We start from the raw sequence: 17,114 nt of genomic DNA, 5'->3' as shown, positions 1-17,114 counted from the left end.
ATCTGTTTGTTAGCTCTTATTTGTTTTCCAATAACTGACGGGCGGCGAGCACCAGGAACATATAGTGCGAGGAACCTCCTCCCATCACATATTCTGTCTGTTGCCAGAGGAAAGGAAAAGTCAATAGTTCAGGGAAGTCCGGACGGATCATGGCAGTCCCGGAGATCACACCACCGGGGATATAAGACCAGTCCGCACGGTTCAATCCATAGGCTACCGTTGCTGAATTGGCTCCCACACCCGAAGCGAAAGAGGCGGTATTGCTTCCCGGATGACAACCCAGCACAAAGTTGAGCGCGCTGTAAAGCAACTCCGACCCAAACAGGTCAGGGTAAGCCTGCACGAGAAAATACTGTTGATAGCCGAACGACTGGATATCCCAGCCTGCCCCCCAAATGCTCGGTTTATAAGGGACACCATACGGGGTTTCCTTTTTCTGTTCTTCCAGTTCGCGGCGGAAAACGGCGAGTGCCTTGCGTATGTTCTCTGCAAATTTTTTATCCTTGATGGCCTGATCGGCGCGTCCAATAAACCAGCCTGTACGGGCGATGTTATCAACGATCAGTTTCTGTTGGCCGAGGATATATTTTTTGTATCCATCCTCGTGAGTTGCCAGATAAAGTTCTACGGCAGCCTGTAACTTATTTATTTCCGAACGATCGGTCACACGAGTCCGATCAAACAATTCGCGGGCGGCCTGCAAAGATTGTACGCTCAAGGTGTCGTTAAAGCCTTTCAACACACGGGAGACGGCAGCCAGGGCGGCGGCAGTGCTTAATTCGCGGGAAGGGTTATCTTCGGTGAATACCCAGCGGTCGTCGGCATTACCGATCACATTGTCGGTCATGGCACCGGCATCGCCCAGCATGACATACTGGCGCAGGTCGTTGCAAATAATTCCACGATACAGGCGGCCCAGGGCACGATAGCCTCCCACTACGGTTAAGGCACCATTCTCGACCTGTTGTAACAGGTCCGGTTTACCATCCGGCTGATGGATCTCGGTGATCCGGTTATGATGATCGATGGAGGTGACATCATAATCCTCGCGAAAAGCCTCATAAGCCAATGCCAGGATATAAGATTCACCGGCTTGCGATTCTACGCGCAGGTCGAAATCACCCGCATCATGCCATCCGCCGATATTTAATCCCGGAACGATATCCCCCGGGGCATACTTTGTCAAAGTCGAAGCATTCTGCGTATATCCGTCGATATGATTCAGGGCGGGAGCCATACGGGCATCGTCCAAATGACAATAGTCGTGCCAGACCCGATATTTTTCGTTCACCCGCATGTGGCACATTTGTACCGGAAGAAAATATTCCAGGACCGGCTGCCATACGCCCCGTTCATAGATATTCCGGGCGATGCGGAAAACAGAAGAGACCGAGTTTCCGTAACGAATCCGGTAAAGTCCTTCCTCCTTCACGTCCGTGAAATCAAATTTAAGATAGTTGTAACGCAGGAAGTTTCCCCACGGCTGTGGGGCTACGGCATGGATTTTCTCCTCTCCTTTTGCCGTAAGACGGTATAATATAGCTTCAGGACGTGCGCTATCGCGGCTATCCAACTCGATTATCGCCTCTTTCGGCTGCGCCGGGTGGTAACCGACCTGTGAAGTCTGGATAACAGGCGTATACAGCCAATCTTTTACTACATTCGGAGTGATAGTCCAGCAGACAGCGCCTTTCGTCACTCCGGCAGGAATTTCGCTGCGGACGACAAACCAACCGTTATTATGGTTCATACGTCCGTCGTATAGTTTTAATTCTGTGTTTTCCGATAAGATGGTAAATTTGTTGTAAGCATCGTCAGGGCGGACGGTGAAACAATGTCCAACCGCATAAGGTTCGGCTATCAGATCGTCGGCGACGATGGGATTATAAGACGAACCGTCTCTCGCCAGCTGTTTCCGGTCAGCCAAGAGGCCGCTTTCTTTTGTAAAAGAACAGTAATCACCGGTATGTTGATGATTGGAACGTACATTTAAAGTAGGTCCGTTAGGCTGTTGTGGGAAAATACCGTCCTGTTCATCCATGATCCAGGGTTTGCCGAAAAGATCGCCCGGAAAAAGTTCGAGATTAAAACCTACCTTACCTACGAAGTCTGCCGGGATGGGTCGATCGAGGTCGACCGTTACTACGATATCCCCGCCTTTCCCTTCTACACGGACCGTATAATTGAATTGGAGGTCAGGATAAATCATCGGATTGAAACCGGTCATATGGCGGGAAGAATCGGGATAGGAAAGCCGCGTGATGATCGTGTTGGAAGTATTATCTACAATGCGATCCTGTTGTTTTGGCACCGGCTGCCATTGTCCCGGTGTTGCTTCGAGACGGATATCACCGTTGGTAGCGATCCGGTTACCATGCATGATAAGGCTGACGCCCCCCTGATGGCCTTCGGGATAGAAATCGTTGAACGACATTACATCTACTCCCCCGTTGTTGAAGTATCCGGATGAATTGAGCTTGAACTCCTGAGCCGTCAAGGAGAAGACAGAAGCCAGTAAATATATGCCGATAAGTGTTCGTTTCATGTGAATAAGATTTAATAAAGACCTATCAATCCCAAATAGCATAATGAAATGCAACAAGTTATTTTACCGTCTTTTTGATACGTTAAAAAATATTACCCGGTGAGGTAATCTGAAATACATGGTATAGTAATCTGATTTACCCGATAGGGTAATGTCATTTTGATAGTAACGGTTTTCCTCCGCAAAAGGAAATAGAGGGGGTGTTATAGGTCTTTCCTACAACAGACTTTAACACCCCTGCCTCCTCTCCAAAGGGAAGAGTTACTACCAAACTACAATAAACACTTACAATCAATAACCTGGATTCTGATCTTCCGGTCCGATCTCCGCATTCGTTAAGATTTCCTGATAAGGAATCGGATAAAGCATCTTATCCTTGTTATAATCGAATGTACGATAGGTACGCCAGTCCTGATAAGCGGCATCCGATCCCGGAGCAGTACCTACTCCCTTCGGATATTCCAGGTTGATAAACTCTTCGACCATTCCGGTACGCTTCAAATCATAGAACAGGCTGAATTCAGCGTTGAACTCATGACGGCGTTCCATATTGACGGCAACCATCCAGACATCGGAAGAGTAACCTTTTTCCGCTTTGTATTTCGTGTAATAGGTTTTAGCGTCAGGCACTGCCACAGTTTCAGTCTGCATCGGAATCGGATATTCTGCGTCGCTCAAACTGACTTCATGGTTACCCCAGGCACGTTCGCGTATCTGGCGGATCGCATCCCAACCACTTGTTTCGTCGCCGGTCTGGAAACTGCATTCTGCATAATTCAGCAAGATGGCGGCATAACGCAGCAGGTGCAGGGTAAACGGCTGGTTGATCGTCGTCCAATAGTCGCAGTTGGCACGCCAGTATTTCAAACTGGAGATGTTCGGCATATATTCAGAACCTGTCTTCACATTCGGGGCACCGTTTGCACCGATCGTCTGCCCGGTCCAGGGGTTTGTTTCTCCCAAAGCCACCATAGAGGCGGCACGGCGGCGGTCGCCTTCCTCAAACGAGTTGTAACATTCCCAGGAAATAAACAAGGACCCCCAACCGTTATACTCCATCGAAGCGGCACAATAGCAGGCTGTCATGTAATGATCTTCGGTTGGTGACCACCCTTGCACACCCGACATGTTATTACCATTGTCCGTCCACATCACTGTGGCAAAGACGTCTTCTGTTTGCCATGCTTTTTCAGGATCGTACAGATAGCTGAAACATGGAACCAATGAATAGGTGTTACTGTCGATTATTTCTTTCAGCAAAGTCTTGGCTTCCGCATATTTTTCCTGATACATCAGGGCCTCGGCCTGATAACCTAAACAGAAACCTTTTGTTATACGTCCGTATTCGCCGTTGATCGGTGTCCAGTCGAGAACGGAAGCACCAAATGCAAGGTCGTCGATGATCACCTGCCATGTTTCATCTTCCGTATCCGGGCGCGGCTTGGAAGGTGTATTTACATACGTCTCGCCAGCCATCAGCATGGGCACACGTCCGAAGTTTTTCGCCAGAGCCAGGTAGTTGTAAGCACGGATAGCACGTGCCTGTGCCTCGATCTTCTTCTTGCCGGCCTCTCCTTCGCTGAAGAGATCGTTGCTCATGCCTTCCAGACCATCGAGCAAGGTGTTACAACGGGAAATCGCCTTATAACAGCCTACCCATAAAGAGAGGAACTCGGAACTGGAAGAGGTCCAGTCTTCCGTGCAATAGGCTTTATCCCAACCGCTAGCCTGTGTGTCGAGGGTCGGATGGTTTGACAGCATGTATTGTGGCTTAAAGCCCCACATAGAACCGTCGGCACCGGCCTCGTTGTCTTCTTTGGAGGGATAGAAGGTATCGTAACAACCGATCAGGCCACCTTCCACGTTTTCTTCACTCTGGAACATGAAGTCGCCAGGGAGAATATCGTAATGGTCTACTTCCAGATAATCCTTACAGCTGTTTGTCGTAAGCAAAAGGAGTAACGATAAGGCAGATATAACTATTTTTTTCATAAGACTCGAATTATAAGATTAAACAATTAGAATTGTACGCTCAAACCAAATGTGAATGTACGCGGATAGGGGTAACGGCCACCGTCGAAACCGGTTTGCAAGACTGCTGCATTACCGACTTCCGGATCGCCGAATTTATTATAGCCGGAGAAGCATGCGAGGTTCTCGACAGAGGCGAAGATGCGTGCATTGTCCATGCGGAGCGGCTGCAACCAACGTTTCGGGAAGGTATAACCGATCTGGATGTTCGCTATTTTCAGGAAATCGCCTTTCTTCACATAGGCATCGGATGCTTTCATGTTTGTATTGTTATCGACGATGGTCATGCGCGGATAAACGGCATTGGGATTCGATTCGCTCCAGGCGTTGTCGATGTATTCCTTCAATGTATTCTGGATACCGCCGCCGGTCTTATATAGCTGGGTCATTTTCATGGCGGCATACGAGTTGATCTTCATACCGGCAACACCGTACATATAGATCATTGCATCCCAGTTCTTCCAGTTGGCATTCAGGGTGAGGCCGTAATTTAGTTTCGGGAAACCGTTCCCCAATACTTTCTGGTCGTTACCGTCGATATGGCCGTCGCCGTTCAGGTCTTTGTATTTATAATCGCCCACGGTGGTGGCATTTACCTGGTAAGCGTCGTATCCGTTCTCCTTTGCCAGGGCATTCGCAGCATCTACTTCGGCTTGGTTCTTAAAGATGCCTTCCACTACATAACCGTAATAAGAACCTACTGCGTGACCTTCCATCGTTACGGAGTGGTTGGTCCAGTTATCGCCGTCGTCGGTGATCAAATCGCCGTTCGCATCGAGGTTGTTATAGATAGGGTCGCCCACTTCGATTACTTTGTTCTTCAACGTAGAGCCGGTCAGTGTAGCACCGAGGTTCCAGTCGCCGAAACGTTTGTTATAGGATACGCTAAACTCGAATCCTTTGTTCTGGATATGTCCGGCGTTGGTATAAACCTGTCCGTGTCCGGTAGACGGGCGCATGTTGCGATAAAGTAAAAGATTTTTGGAGTCACGGATGAAGTAATCCATCGTAATGTTCAGGTCGTTATTAAGCAGGCCCAGGTCCAGACCGATATTTGTCTGTGTATTCGTTTCCCATTTCAGGTTGGTGTCGATCTCTTTCAGCTGGGCGAAGCCGACTACCTTATTATAGTTGGAAGATGAACCGCCTAACTGTCCCCAGTCGTAAGCAATGCGGTTGGAAGAGAGTTGGGCAACGGAAAGACTGGTCGCACTACCTGCATTACCGGTTTGTCCCCAACCGAAACGCAGCTTCATGTTGCTGAATATATCCAGGTTCTTGATAAAATCTTCTTCAGACAAACGCCATGCCAAAGCGGCAGAAGGGAAAGTACCCCAACGGTTACCCGATCCGAAGTTGGACGAACCGTCGCGACGTACGGTAGCGGTAACGATATAACGGTCCATCAGGGTGTACATGGCACGGCCGTACCAGGAGATGTAACGCGTCTTCAGATTATAACCGCCGTCGCCGATGCGTGAAGTCTGGTCGCTGGTCAACGACATCTGGCGATAAGTGTCTGCCAGGAAATTGCTTGCATTGGAAGAGACCCAATGGCCCCAGTAATTGGTGACCGAATTACCTGCCATGACCGTCAGGTTATGGATATCGTTCTTCCAGTTATAGGTGAAATAGCTTTCGATCTCAATATTATTATCCTGCGACTGGTTCATCCAGAAAGAGTTGGTCTGTGCTGCGGTGATGGTTCGCGGATTTACGATGTTGAAACCGCTTCCGTCTACTGTCGAAAGCGTATAGGAGCCGATCGTACGGAATTGCAATCCCTTGAACAGATTCAGGTTCAGATAGGCACTGCCGACAAATTTGTTTTCATAGGTAGGGGTCTTATCTTCTTCCATCTTAGCGGCATAGGGGTTATCCTGGCCTTTCTGGATATCGCCTTCACCGCTGATCTGCATGAAAGCGTTGTAAGTTCCGTCTGCATTGGCGCGCCAGTCGTTGCTGATGAACTGGCCGGTGGTTTCATCCACATAATCCATAGTCGGAGTCAATGTCGCATAGCTGCGGAGGTTTCCGCCTCCCACCTTTTCAGAATGAACGAAAGCGACGTTACCGCCTACTTCGATAAAGTCTTTTACCTTGTGGGTTACATTGGCACGGGCCGTCAGACGGGAGAAGTTGGAATCCAGTATCACGCCGTCGTTATTCAGGTAACCGACCGAGAAAGTCGATTGTGTCTTATCGTTGCCACCGGAAACGGATAGCATGTAATTCTGCTGCAAAGCGGTACGGGTCATAACGTCCTGCCAGTCGATGGTGCGCAGGCGGCCTGCATAGTCTGCACCAAAGGCTTTGTTCTGGATAGAGGCGGCATCGTTGGCACGTCCCTGGCGAACAGAGTAGGCAAAAAGGTCGGCATCGGCTACGTCCAGCTTACCGGTCATGTTCTGGATACCGAAGTTAGCAGAGAAGTTGAGCTGGGTTGCACCTTTCACCCCTTTCTTCGTTGTGATCATAACGACACCGTTCGCACCACGGGCGCCGTAGATAGCGGTGGCGGAAGCGTCTTTCAGGACTTCGATGCTTTCCACATCGGCAGGGTTTACAAAATTAGCATTGCTGCCGACCTGTACTCCGTCGACTACATACAACGGATCGGCCGAGCCGTTCACCGTCGCAACACCACGGATACGGATTGTCGCCGTCCCTTCCGGGTCACCCGAGTTCTTGGAAACCATCACGCCGGCGGCAGAGCCCTGCAACCCTTGCGCGAGGTTCAGCGGATTACGTTTCATCATCTGTTCCTTGTCGACCGAAACAACGGAACCGGAAATGTCGCTTTTCTTGATCGTACCGTAACCGACAACGACTACTTCGTCGATCATCTCGGAGTCTTCTTTTAATACTATATTATAAGAAGTCTTCTGGGTTACTTTAAAACTTTGAGGATTATAACCGATATAGGAGACTTTCACCTCAGCGCCTTCCGGAACTTCCAGTTCGTACTTGCCATCCATATCACTGATTATACCGATCGTTGTACCTACTACAGCAATGTTCGCCCCGATAATTGGTTCGCCCTTCTCATCTGTAATGATACCAGAGATTTTTTTCGACTGCTGCATAGCAGTTGTACTTGCCGGATTCACATGACCGTTATCTACTGCCGCATGGGCGACAAGACCGGTACTAAATAAGAATGCAAATCCCAAAGACTTCAGCGTCAACAAAATTTTAACGTGTTTATTCATACTGAATTGATTTAAAGTAAAAAATAAATTTTTAACTGAAACAAAATTAGTTCATGCATCTCCAACATGAAGGAAATAATGTTTCACGATGCGGGTAAAACGGTAAATGAAGAGGGATAAATTGTGTCTTTTATGGGGGAATTTTGTTTATTCCCCCGTTTTTACATCCATCATTAATGAAAAAAACATAGATTTATCGATCTGATATATAGCTAATAAGGGTCGGCATAAACAATTCCGCGTCCATGCGAACCGACGTATACTCTCCCATATCTTTTCGGATCTCCGGAGATGTGCAGCACCAATCCGTATTGGTGGTCATCATCATTGATACGTACCCAGCCACGGGCCGCATCGTCGGAACGAAAAAAGCCCGATACCCCGTTCACGATCCCTGCCAGATATAACGACGGATAATCCGAACCGGGCGCGGCTTTTCCAAAACCGAAAGCGTAGATGCGACGCACCTTATCCAGGGATACGAATGCTTCTCCGGGAAGACCATGATATAGGCCGTCAAAAGCGGCAATCCATAAGTCGCCTTCCTTTCCCGGCGTAGCATACACACGGTCCTGTCCTCCCCGGCGATCACCACGGGCATTGCGTGCCTTACTGTCAAATGGGGCAAAAGGCAATCGGCGGGACTGGAAACTGACACCGGCATCCATACTCTCATATAAAACAGCGGCAGAAAGATCGAGAGCGTAAAAACGTTTCGGATTGACACGGTCGGCAATCACACGGAGATTCTCTGGGATTCCCTCTGCAGTCGACCAGGTTACCCCCCGGTCATTCGTATAATAGACAGGCATGCGGTCGGGTGTCCATATCCAGGTTCGTCCGTCAGAAGAGACAGCGATATATCCATTTTGTGCTTTTTCCTGAGGCAAAGAAACCGGCTCCAGCCAACTCTTTCCTCCATCCATCGAATAGGCTAGCGGCTTGCCTTCAGGGTGATGATGCGAAACAGTCCCCACACGGACAACCAGATCCGGTTGATCTTCTGCCCCGGTAATACCGGTCGTATTGGAATAATAAGGATCGGCATGGCTACCGGATGGAACGGGACGATCCAAATCAACATGGGTAAAGCCGCCATAATCACCTATCGCACAGATCAGTTGCGCACCCTGTTCCGGGCTATATAATTCCAAGGGAACAGTTTCCTCTATCCCCGTACTCATCACTTGCCACTGTGTCGGTTCATTTTTATCCATATTACCGAGATTGAATGTCTCCCAACCGCCATATCCGGTTGTAAACAGGGCATGATCGGGATCAAACGGGTCTATTTCAATATCGAACATCCAATGTAACGGGGTAAACTCCACATAAGGAGCTTTGCTGTAATCGAAGCGGGCACCTCCTGCAAAGACCGGTTTCCAGGTTTTACCTCCATTGGTAGTCCGGTAAATATCATCTTCCGCATACGAACCGGCGACCGGACGATTGAAGGTGCTGACAATAAGATGCTTCGGATTCTGCTGATCGACAGACACTGCGGCATATCCAAAAGCAGCCCCTTTATCCGGATCAGCCTTTACCGGAGAAATATCCTGCCATTTTTCACTGCGGGGATCATATTTCCAGACTGCCCCGTTATTCATCCGCATCGGACCGGGGTTACTGCCATACGTAATATACAGATAGCCGTCTTCTGAAAGGGCCGCCTGAGTGGGGCGGTATTGTACCGGCTGTCCCGCAAGCGGTTGCCAGCTTTCTCCATAATCATGGCTGACAAAGAAATTGTTGCGATCTTTTAGCGAAACACCGATATACAAAGTCGAACAACCTTTACCGACTGTGCCGCCCGATGGATCAAACAAAACTAAATTAATACCGCAACCACGATCCTGCATCCACGGATTACCTCCTTCGGGAATAACTTCCGTCACATCCGGAAACGAACGAACCTGTTGCCAGCTTTTTCCCCGGTCCGATGAACGCCAAAGACCATCCAGACGGGTACCCAGATAGATTATATCACTATTCAAAGGGTCTACCATCATGCGTTCGCCATTACCGCGGCCATTTTCATTTCCTCCCATGGTAAAAGGCATGTCGGTACGGGTAAAAGTCCGTCCTCCGTCATTTGAACAAAGGACAGCCCCGTTCGTACTGCGGGTATAGGTTCCGCATGAAAGATAAACGGTTTGAGGATCATTGGGATCGACCGCAATACTCTCCACACCGACCAGATTGTTATCGTCATAAGTGATCCAGTCAAGCATAGAAACCCACTGTTGCGTTTCCTTATCCCAACGATAGGCCCCCCCCATATCGGTACGGCAATAGCGTACGTCTTTTTCCTTCGGATGAAAAACAATCCCGTCTACAAATCCTCCGCCTACGATCTGAACACTTTTCCAGCGATAGTGTTCCACAGGAACGGAAGGGCGAAGCGATTGGGCAATAATTCCCTGGCCGCCCATTGACAAAAGAATCAGAAGTCCTGTAATGGTCATTGAAATGGCTTTCATGGTAATTGTATATTAATGGTTACTCTCTTTTCATGTAGTCGGACGGCAACGTCCCGAATTCATCTTTGAAATATTTACGGAATAATTTGATGTCGTTGAAACCAACTTCACTGGCAACCTCGTTGATACGCATCTGACTTTTCTCCAGCAATTGCGCTGCCCGTTTCATACGGATGGCACGAATCAATTCGACCGGTGTTTTACCCGTTATCGAAAGTGTTTTCTTATAAAAGTTCACACGGCTCATCCCCATCTCCCGGCTCAACCGCTCGACAGAAAGTTCCGGATTAGCTATTTGTTCTTCGATATAGGCTATCGCTTTCCGCATCAGCTGCTCATCCATCGAACTGATCGGGATATCGGCCAATTGAATACCTGTTTGCGATGATTGCATGAACTGCTTCTGCAACCGTTTCTTCATTTCTACCAGATGCTGTATCTTCAGAATCAACATATCCATATTGAACGGTTTGCCGATATAATCGTCGGCTCCTGCTTCCAGACCGGTCATTTTACTCTCTTCTGCCGATTTCGCCGTCAAAAGAATTACCGGAATATGAGATGTACGGATATCCTGTTTGATTCGTTTACACAAAACGATCCCATCCGTTACCGGCATCATCACATCGCTGACTACCATATCCGGAAGTTCTTCCAGGATAACTTTCCAGGCCTGTTCACCGTCGTCAGCCGTAAAGACATGGTATAAACCGCTCAAACTCAACTTCATGAATTCACGGAAATCTGCATTATCATCGACAATGAGTAAAGTCGGTTTATTCGGCTCCGTACGCATCTCCGTATTTTCTTGCTGTGTCTGTCCGAGTATTTCATTTTCTTCTGATATTCCTGTCCTTTCCCCGACTCCGGCCGTATCCGATTTATCCGGTGAAGAGATAATCTCCTGTATCTCCGGAAGTTCGATCGGAAGCGATACCGTAAACGTACTTCCTTTTCCAACCTGGCTCCTGACGGAGATCGTACCGTTATGCAACTTGACAAACTCACGGCATAAATGCAATCCGATGCCTGTTCCAACCACCGTTCCGGATTTATCTTCCGACGGTATCTGATAGAAACGATTGAAGATCAAATCATATTTATCTTCTTCAATCCCTATCCCCGTATCAATGACTTGGATTAACAGCATACTTTTTCCATCCTCATCCTGTTGCATGCTCAGGTTAACAGATATCTCCCCTCCTTCAGGTGTGAACTTGAAGGCGTTACTTAATAAATTGGATACGATCTTAAAAACCTTATCCGTATCGAATTTCATAACCAACGAAGGGAAGGAAGTCGTATACGAGAAACGAATATTCTTTTTCTCCGACAGTTCCTTAAATGAATAAGTAATATTCCTGACAAACAACACGATATCTCCGGAGGACAAAAGTAACTGGACACCCTGCACATCGATCTTCCTGAAATCGAGTAACTGGTTTACCAAACGTAACAACTGGTTCGCATTTTGGTAGATCAACTTCAGTATCATCTGATTCTCCGGGTTACTTTCGCTCTTCATCAGCTTCTCTATCGGTGTAATGATTAGGGACAAAGGCGTACGGAACTCATGGCTGACATTGGTGAAGAAGCGTAATTTCATCTCATCCATTTCATGAAGCTGGTTAACCCGTATCCGTTCCTGTTCTTTCTCGAATTTACGCTTCTGGATATGAAGAATACCCCGGATAATAGCGAACACGATAATGGCAGCCAGGATACAATATAAAAAGATCGCCCAGTTGGTCCCCCAGAAAGGAGGCATGATCGTTATCTTTAGTTTTATCGGCTCCTGCCCCCAAACACCGTCATTATTTTCTGCTTTCAACAGAAAGGTATAGGTTCCGGGAGAAAGATTGGTATAAGTAATGTTCCGGTTTACCGCATCAATGGTAGCCCATTTTTTGTCGAAGCCTTCCATTATATACGAAAAGCGGTTCTTCTCCGGAAGAAAATAGCTAAGAGCTGCGATATTCAAAGAAAAACTACGTTCATCGTATTGCAACGACAACTCGTTGCAATAGCTGATATCATCCTGCAAGATGATACGCCCGTTATATGGCTGTCCGGGCAAAATCTGATCATTCTGTACCAGGAAGCCCGTAACGGCAACTGTCGGAGGATAGAAATTATACTTTATCCGGGAAGGATTGAAAACAGTCAGTCCGTTCGTTCCTCCGAAGATCAGTTCTCCTGAAGCAGAGCGGCATACACTGTTCCGGTTAAAAACGCGGCCCTGTACACCCTCATTTTCATAATAAGTAATACAATTGAACTGATATGTTCCGTCTTTCTTATAATGCGGGGTTAGCTGAAGCAAACCGTTCTTCGTCCCAAGCCACAAAACATACGTATCATCTTCCCGGATAGACATAATATCGTTGTCAGGCAAACCATTCGTTTTATCCAGTTGATATAGTTTATCGTGGGAAGGGTCATAAACAGTCAGTCCGTTATTACTGCCAATCCACAACAGATTACGGCTATCCCGGTAAACTGTATTGATCGCTTTATCATTGAACACTTTCCCCCTGTTCATCTCCCCTTTAAAAGAAGATACACGCCCGCTTTTCGTATCAAGCATATTCACCCCCAACGAGGTGCCTATCAATAATTCATCCTTATTACCTTTGGATATGGAATAAATATAATCGGAGCCCAATGGATTCTCCGGGTCGCCCGAATGGAAATGTGACCATTCCCCCGTCTTGAGGTCCAGACAATCCATACCTCCTCCCAGTGTGCCGATCCAGAGATTGCCGGCCTCATCTGCATAAAGACTGTAGACACTGTTGTTCGACAACTCTTTCAAACTGTCGGTCTGAGGACGGTAATGTTTAAAACGGCTCCCGTCAAAACAATCCAGTCCACCGACATAAGTACCGATCCAGAGATTACCGCTGGCATCATTTTCCAAACAAACAACAATGTTACTGCTGATACTCGACGGATCAGCCGGATCATGGCGATACTTGCGGTATTGCCCGGTAGTCCGGTTGTAATATAACAATCCGTTCCCGTTAGTCCCGATCCACAAATTTCCGGAACGATCTTCCAGGACGCAATTACAGTCATTGATCTCCGCATCCTCAGCTTCCATAACCGGATAACGGAGCGAACGGAACTTAAAGATACTTTCATGATAATAATTGATACCGTTCTTATAAGTACCTGTCCAGATAATTCCCGTATCATCCTTATATAAACTGATCACACTGTTTTGGCTGATACTCCGCAGGTCGAACGGATTATTCTTCAGGTAACGGATCGTTTCCGTCTTCTTGTCCAGCAGATTCAGGCCACCATGATCGGCAGCAATCCAGATCACACCTTCCGAATCTTCCTCCACTCCCCGTATCAGTGAAGAATTCAGGGGAAGAGACGAAGAAGTATTATATTGTTTCCACCTGCCATTCCGCGGAGTGAAACGGTACAATCCCCCATAACTTTCCGGATCCGGATAAACCCAGATCTCGTTATCACTATCTATGAACAACATGAATCGTCTGGCTTTACACACTTTTTTCAGATGGCCGTTCTTCAAGATGGACTTTCCCTGCTGCAAATCGATCATCTCGATTACACCGGAGGTATGGATCACATATAGAATCTCCCCTTTCTGATAGACATCGCACACCTGCCCTTCCGACGGATCAACCGGATAAACGACCGCTTTCCTTGTGGAATAATCATAGGCGTACAATCGGTTATCTGAAGTACTGAAAATCAATTGCAGGTCTTTCCCTTGAAAGACACCTGATATATTAGCTGGCAAATCCAATTCTTTTCGGGCCTCATCCAACGTCAGAAATATATTTTTAACCGGATTATAGACCCCGACCTTTCCGTCTTCATAAGAGATCCACAGATTTCTGTCTGCTGTTTCCGTAATCTGGGTCACATAGGCTTCCGAAAACAACGCACCGTCCACTTCATGCCGGAAGGTGCGGAACTCATAGCCGTCGAAACGGCTCAGTCCTGAACTCGAACCAAACCACATAAATCCTTTCCGGTCTTTATAGATACAGGTCACTTCATTAGACGATAACCCGTTGTTCACATCCAGACGGTTAAACAGGATTTTATTCTCTACCCCTTGTACGAGAGTAATCGTACAGAGTAAACAAACAATAATATATATAAATCGTATTCTATTCATACAACAGTAATAGATTAATCGGTTTCATCTCCTTTATCCCTGATAACAGGTTTACAAACTTATCATTTTTTGTCTGTACAGACAGGGGATATTTGTAACTTTTTACGGGCTATTTTGTTATTGTAATCAGAATATCAGGGATAATAAGTATTATTATTCACCTATTATCATGATATTTACAAAATAAAACACAAGGATATAAAAGACCGTAAAAAAACAAGGGTCAATATACAAAACCGGAACAAGCATCGTTATTATGTAAACTATTCCGATTAAATTTGTAAGAAATAATTTAGGTAACATATGGCAGTAAAGAAAGACAGAGTACTTTGGGCAGATGATGAGATCGATTTGTTGAAACCTCACATTTTGTTTTTGCAGGATAAAGGGTATGAAGTGGTTCCGGTAATCAGCGGGCAGGATGCAATCGACTGTTGCAGGGAACAATCGTTCGATATTATTTTCCTGGACGAGAACATGCCGGGCCTGACTGGTCTGGAAACGCTTGCCCACATTAAGGAAATCAACCCTAACGTACCGGTCGTCATGGTTACTAAAAGCGAAGAGGAAAGCATTATGAACCAGGCAATCGGAAACAAGATTGCCGACTACCTGATCAAACCGGTCAACCCGAACCAGCTGCTCCTCTCCATTAAGAAGAACGTACATAAAAACGTCATCATATCGGAAACAACAACAGTAGGCTACCAGCAGGAATTCAACCGTATCGGCATGCAGATCAACGATTCGCTGACCACCGACGATTGGATGGAGTTATACAAGAAACTGGTTTACTGGGAACTGGAACTGGAAAGCAGCCAGGTACAAATGACCGATATGCTCCGGATGCAAAAAGAAGAGGCTAATAACGCTTTCGGTAAATTTGTAAAGAAGAATTACGTAAACTGGATACAGAACCCTGCGGAACGCCCTCTGATGAGCCCGGATCTGTTCAAGAAAAAAGTATTCCCGTTGCTGGACAACGATGAAAAGGTGTTCTTCATCCTGATCGATAATTTCCGTCTGGACCAGTGGCGTGTCGTCAAAGACCTGCTGGCTGAATATTTTACATTCGACGAAAGCCTGTATTACAGTATTCTTCCTACCGCCACACAGTATGCCCGCAACTCTATTTTTTCGGGCCTGATGCCTTTACAGATAGAAAAGATGTTTCCGGACTTATGGGTGGATGAAGAGAGTGAAGAAGGAAAAAACCTGAACGAAGAGCCTTTGATCCGGACACAGATCGACCGTTTCCGCAAGAAGTACACCTTCTCTTATAACAAAGTACACGACTCACAATACGGTGAAAAGCTGTTGAATATGATCTCTTCACTGACGCACAACCAGCTGAATGTCGTTGTCCTGAACTTTGTGGATATGTTATCGCATGCCCGTACGGAAATGAAGATGATCCGCGAACTGGCACAAAGCGAAGCTGCCTACCGCAGCCTGACCCGTTCCTGGTTTCAGCACTCGACCACCCTGGAGTTGTTCAGACGCATCTCCGATAAAGGGTATAAAGTGATCGTTACGACCGACCACGGAACAATCCGCGTCAATAACCCGATCAAAGTGATAGGAGACAGGAATACCAATACCAACCTCCGTTACAAAGTTGGTAAAAATCTGAATTACAACCCCAAAGAAGTATTGGAGATACGCGATCCGGAAAAGATAGGCCTGCCCTCTCCTAACCTGAGCAGCAAATATATATTTGCGATGAACGATGACTTCTTCGCTTATCCGAACAACTACAATTATTATGTTTCTTATTACAAGAATACATTCCAGCACGGAGGTATCTCGATGGAGGAAATGATGGTGCCGTTTATTACCATGATACCAAAATAATTGAAAATTGAGAATTGAAAATTGAAAATTAATATACCTTTGCAGGTAGATTACAAATGATCAATAATCAATAGACATCATGAGTATTATCAAGATTGAAAATTTAGATACCATCCGCCAGGCAGCCAAAGAATTCATTGCCGGAATGGATGACCGTACCGTCTTTGCCTTCTACGGAAACATGGGAGCCGGAAAAACAACTTTTATCAAAGCGATCTGCGAAGAGTTGGGCGTAGAAGATGTGATCAACAGCCCGACATTCGCCATTATCAACGAATATCGCAGCGATACGACCGGCGAGTTGATCTATCACTTTGATTTTTACCGCATCAATAAGATCAGTGAAGCAGAACAGATAGGAACCGAAGATTATTTTTACAGTGGCGCCCTCTGCTTTATCGAATGGCCGGAAAAGATCGAAGAGTTGCTGCCGGGAGACGTGGTAAACGTTACGATCAGCGAAAATCCCGACGGATCACGAACCGTAGAAGTGAAATAACAGATGGAACCTACCGATTATTTCATACTAGCCATCTTCATTGCCCTGGGAGCATTTTCCCTGGTCGCTGCCATCTTTAACTTCGACTGGTATTTCGAAACCAGCGGAGCAACAACTTTCGTAAACAAATTCGGAAGAAAAGGAGCACGTATATTTTATGCTTTATTAGGATTAGCGCTAATTGGCTGCGGCACACTCGGTTTGATTTACTGGTAAAAAAAATAATGCATCATAAACAAGGAACAGAAGTCTGTCTTAGGATTTCTATTCCTTGTTTTTCTTACCTTTGTACCCAACTAGTATTGCTATTGTATTTACCTGTCTAAATAAA

General features: G+C 46.6%; 8 protein-coding genes. 3 read left to right on the top strand and 5 right to left on the bottom strand.

Translation table 11 applies throughout. The annotated features are described in order from the left end of the window. Window positions 1-16: 16 nt before the first annotated feature. The 5 genes from K6V26_RS23810 to K6V26_RS23790 all read right to left on the bottom strand — a co-directional run bounded on the left by K6V26_RS23810 (window position 17) and on the right by K6V26_RS23790 (window position 14,430). Window positions 17-2,545 carry a glycoside hydrolase family 9 protein gene (locus K6V26_RS23810; RefSeq protein ID WP_122327009.1) on the bottom strand — a complete coding sequence of 843 codons (2,529 nt, stop codon included), beginning with the start codon at window positions 2,543-2,545 and terminating at the stop codon, window positions 17-19. Window positions 2,546-2,836: 291 nt separating this feature from the next. Continuing rightward, window positions 2,837-4,537: a RagB/SusD family nutrient uptake outer membrane protein gene (locus tag K6V26_RS23805; protein ID WP_224264067.1), complete on the bottom strand. Its 1,701-nt coding sequence runs from the start codon at window positions 4,535-4,537 to the stop codon at window positions 2,837-2,839. Between the two features lie 26 nt (window positions 4,538-4,563). After that, a complete protein-coding gene (locus K6V26_RS23800) occupies window positions 4,564-7,788 on the bottom strand; it encodes a SusC/RagA family TonB-linked outer membrane protein (protein WP_224264066.1) in 3,225 nt (1,074 codons plus the stop codon). A gap of 212 nt (window positions 7,789-8,000) precedes the next feature. After that, the gene (locus K6V26_RS23795) at window positions 8,001-10,268 is read right to left on the bottom strand and encodes a beta propeller repeat protein (RefSeq protein WP_224264065.1); all 2,268 of its coding nucleotides are present in this window, start codon (window positions 10,266-10,268) and stop codon (window positions 8,001-8,003) included. A gap of 19 nt (window positions 10,269-10,287) precedes the next feature. After that, window positions 10,288-14,430: a hybrid sensor histidine kinase/response regulator transcription factor gene (locus tag K6V26_RS23790; RefSeq protein WP_224264064.1), complete on the bottom strand. Its 4,143-nt coding sequence runs from the start codon at window positions 14,428-14,430 to the stop codon at window positions 10,288-10,290. A 303-nt stretch (window positions 14,431-14,733) separates the two neighbouring features. On the opposite strand from K6V26_RS23790, the gene porX reads away from it, so the two are divergent. From porX to K6V26_RS23775, 3 genes are all read left to right on the top strand, one after another. Beyond that, window positions 14,734-16,284 (top strand): T9SS response regulator signal transducer PorX, encoded by a 1,551-nt coding sequence (porX, locus tag K6V26_RS23785; RefSeq protein ID WP_129698054.1) that lies wholly within the window; start codon window positions 14,734-14,736, stop codon window positions 16,282-16,284. A gap of 79 nt (window positions 16,285-16,363) precedes the next feature. Continuing rightward, window positions 16,364-16,783, top strand: coding sequence for a tRNA (adenosine(37)-N6)-threonylcarbamoyltransferase complex ATPase subunit type 1 TsaE (gene tsaE / locus K6V26_RS23780; RefSeq protein WP_046145980.1), 420 nt, complete (start codon window positions 16,364-16,366; stop codon window positions 16,781-16,783). Window positions 16,784-16,786: 3 nt separating this feature from the next. Continuing rightward, the gene (locus K6V26_RS23775) at window positions 16,787-16,999 is read left to right on the top strand and encodes an immunity 17 family protein (protein WP_009860178.1); all 213 of its coding nucleotides are present in this window, start codon (window positions 16,787-16,789) and stop codon (window positions 16,997-16,999) included. Window positions 17,000-17,114 lie beyond the last annotated feature (115 nt).

Source organism: Parabacteroides goldsteinii (assembly GCF_020091425.1).
GTDB lineage: Bacteria > Bacteroidota > Bacteroidia > Bacteroidales > Tannerellaceae > Parabacteroides > Parabacteroides goldsteinii.
This window is presented reverse-complemented; position numbering and strand designations above follow the sequence as displayed.

Bases quoted from the DNA above. Each gene is read 5' to 3' on its own strand.
- K6V26_RS23810 (WP_122327009.1), bottom strand. From the start codon at position 2,545: ATGAAACGAACACTTATCGGCATATATTTACTGGCTTCTGTCTTCTCC.
- K6V26_RS23805 (WP_224264067.1), bottom strand. From the start codon at position 4,537: ATGAAAAAAATAGTTATATCTGCCTTATCGTTACTCCTTTTGCTTACG.
- K6V26_RS23800 (WP_224264066.1), bottom strand. From the start codon at position 7,788: ATGAATAAACACGTTAAAATTTTGTTGACGCTGAAGTCTTTGGGATTT.
- K6V26_RS23795 (WP_224264065.1), bottom strand. From the start codon at position 10,268: ATGAAAGCCATTTCAATGACCATTACAGGACTTCTGATTCTTTTGTCA.
- K6V26_RS23790 (WP_224264064.1), bottom strand. From the start codon at position 14,430: ATGAATAGAATACGATTTATATATATTATTGTTTGTTTACTCTGTACG.
- porX (WP_129698054.1), top strand. From the start codon at position 14,734: ATGGCAGTAAAGAAAGACAGAGTACTTTGGGCAGATGATGAGATCGAT.
- tsaE (WP_046145980.1), top strand. From the start codon at position 16,364: ATGAGTATTATCAAGATTGAAAATTTAGATACCATCCGCCAGGCAGCC.
- K6V26_RS23775 (WP_009860178.1), top strand. From the start codon at position 16,787: ATGGAACCTACCGATTATTTCATACTAGCCATCTTCATTGCCCTGGGA.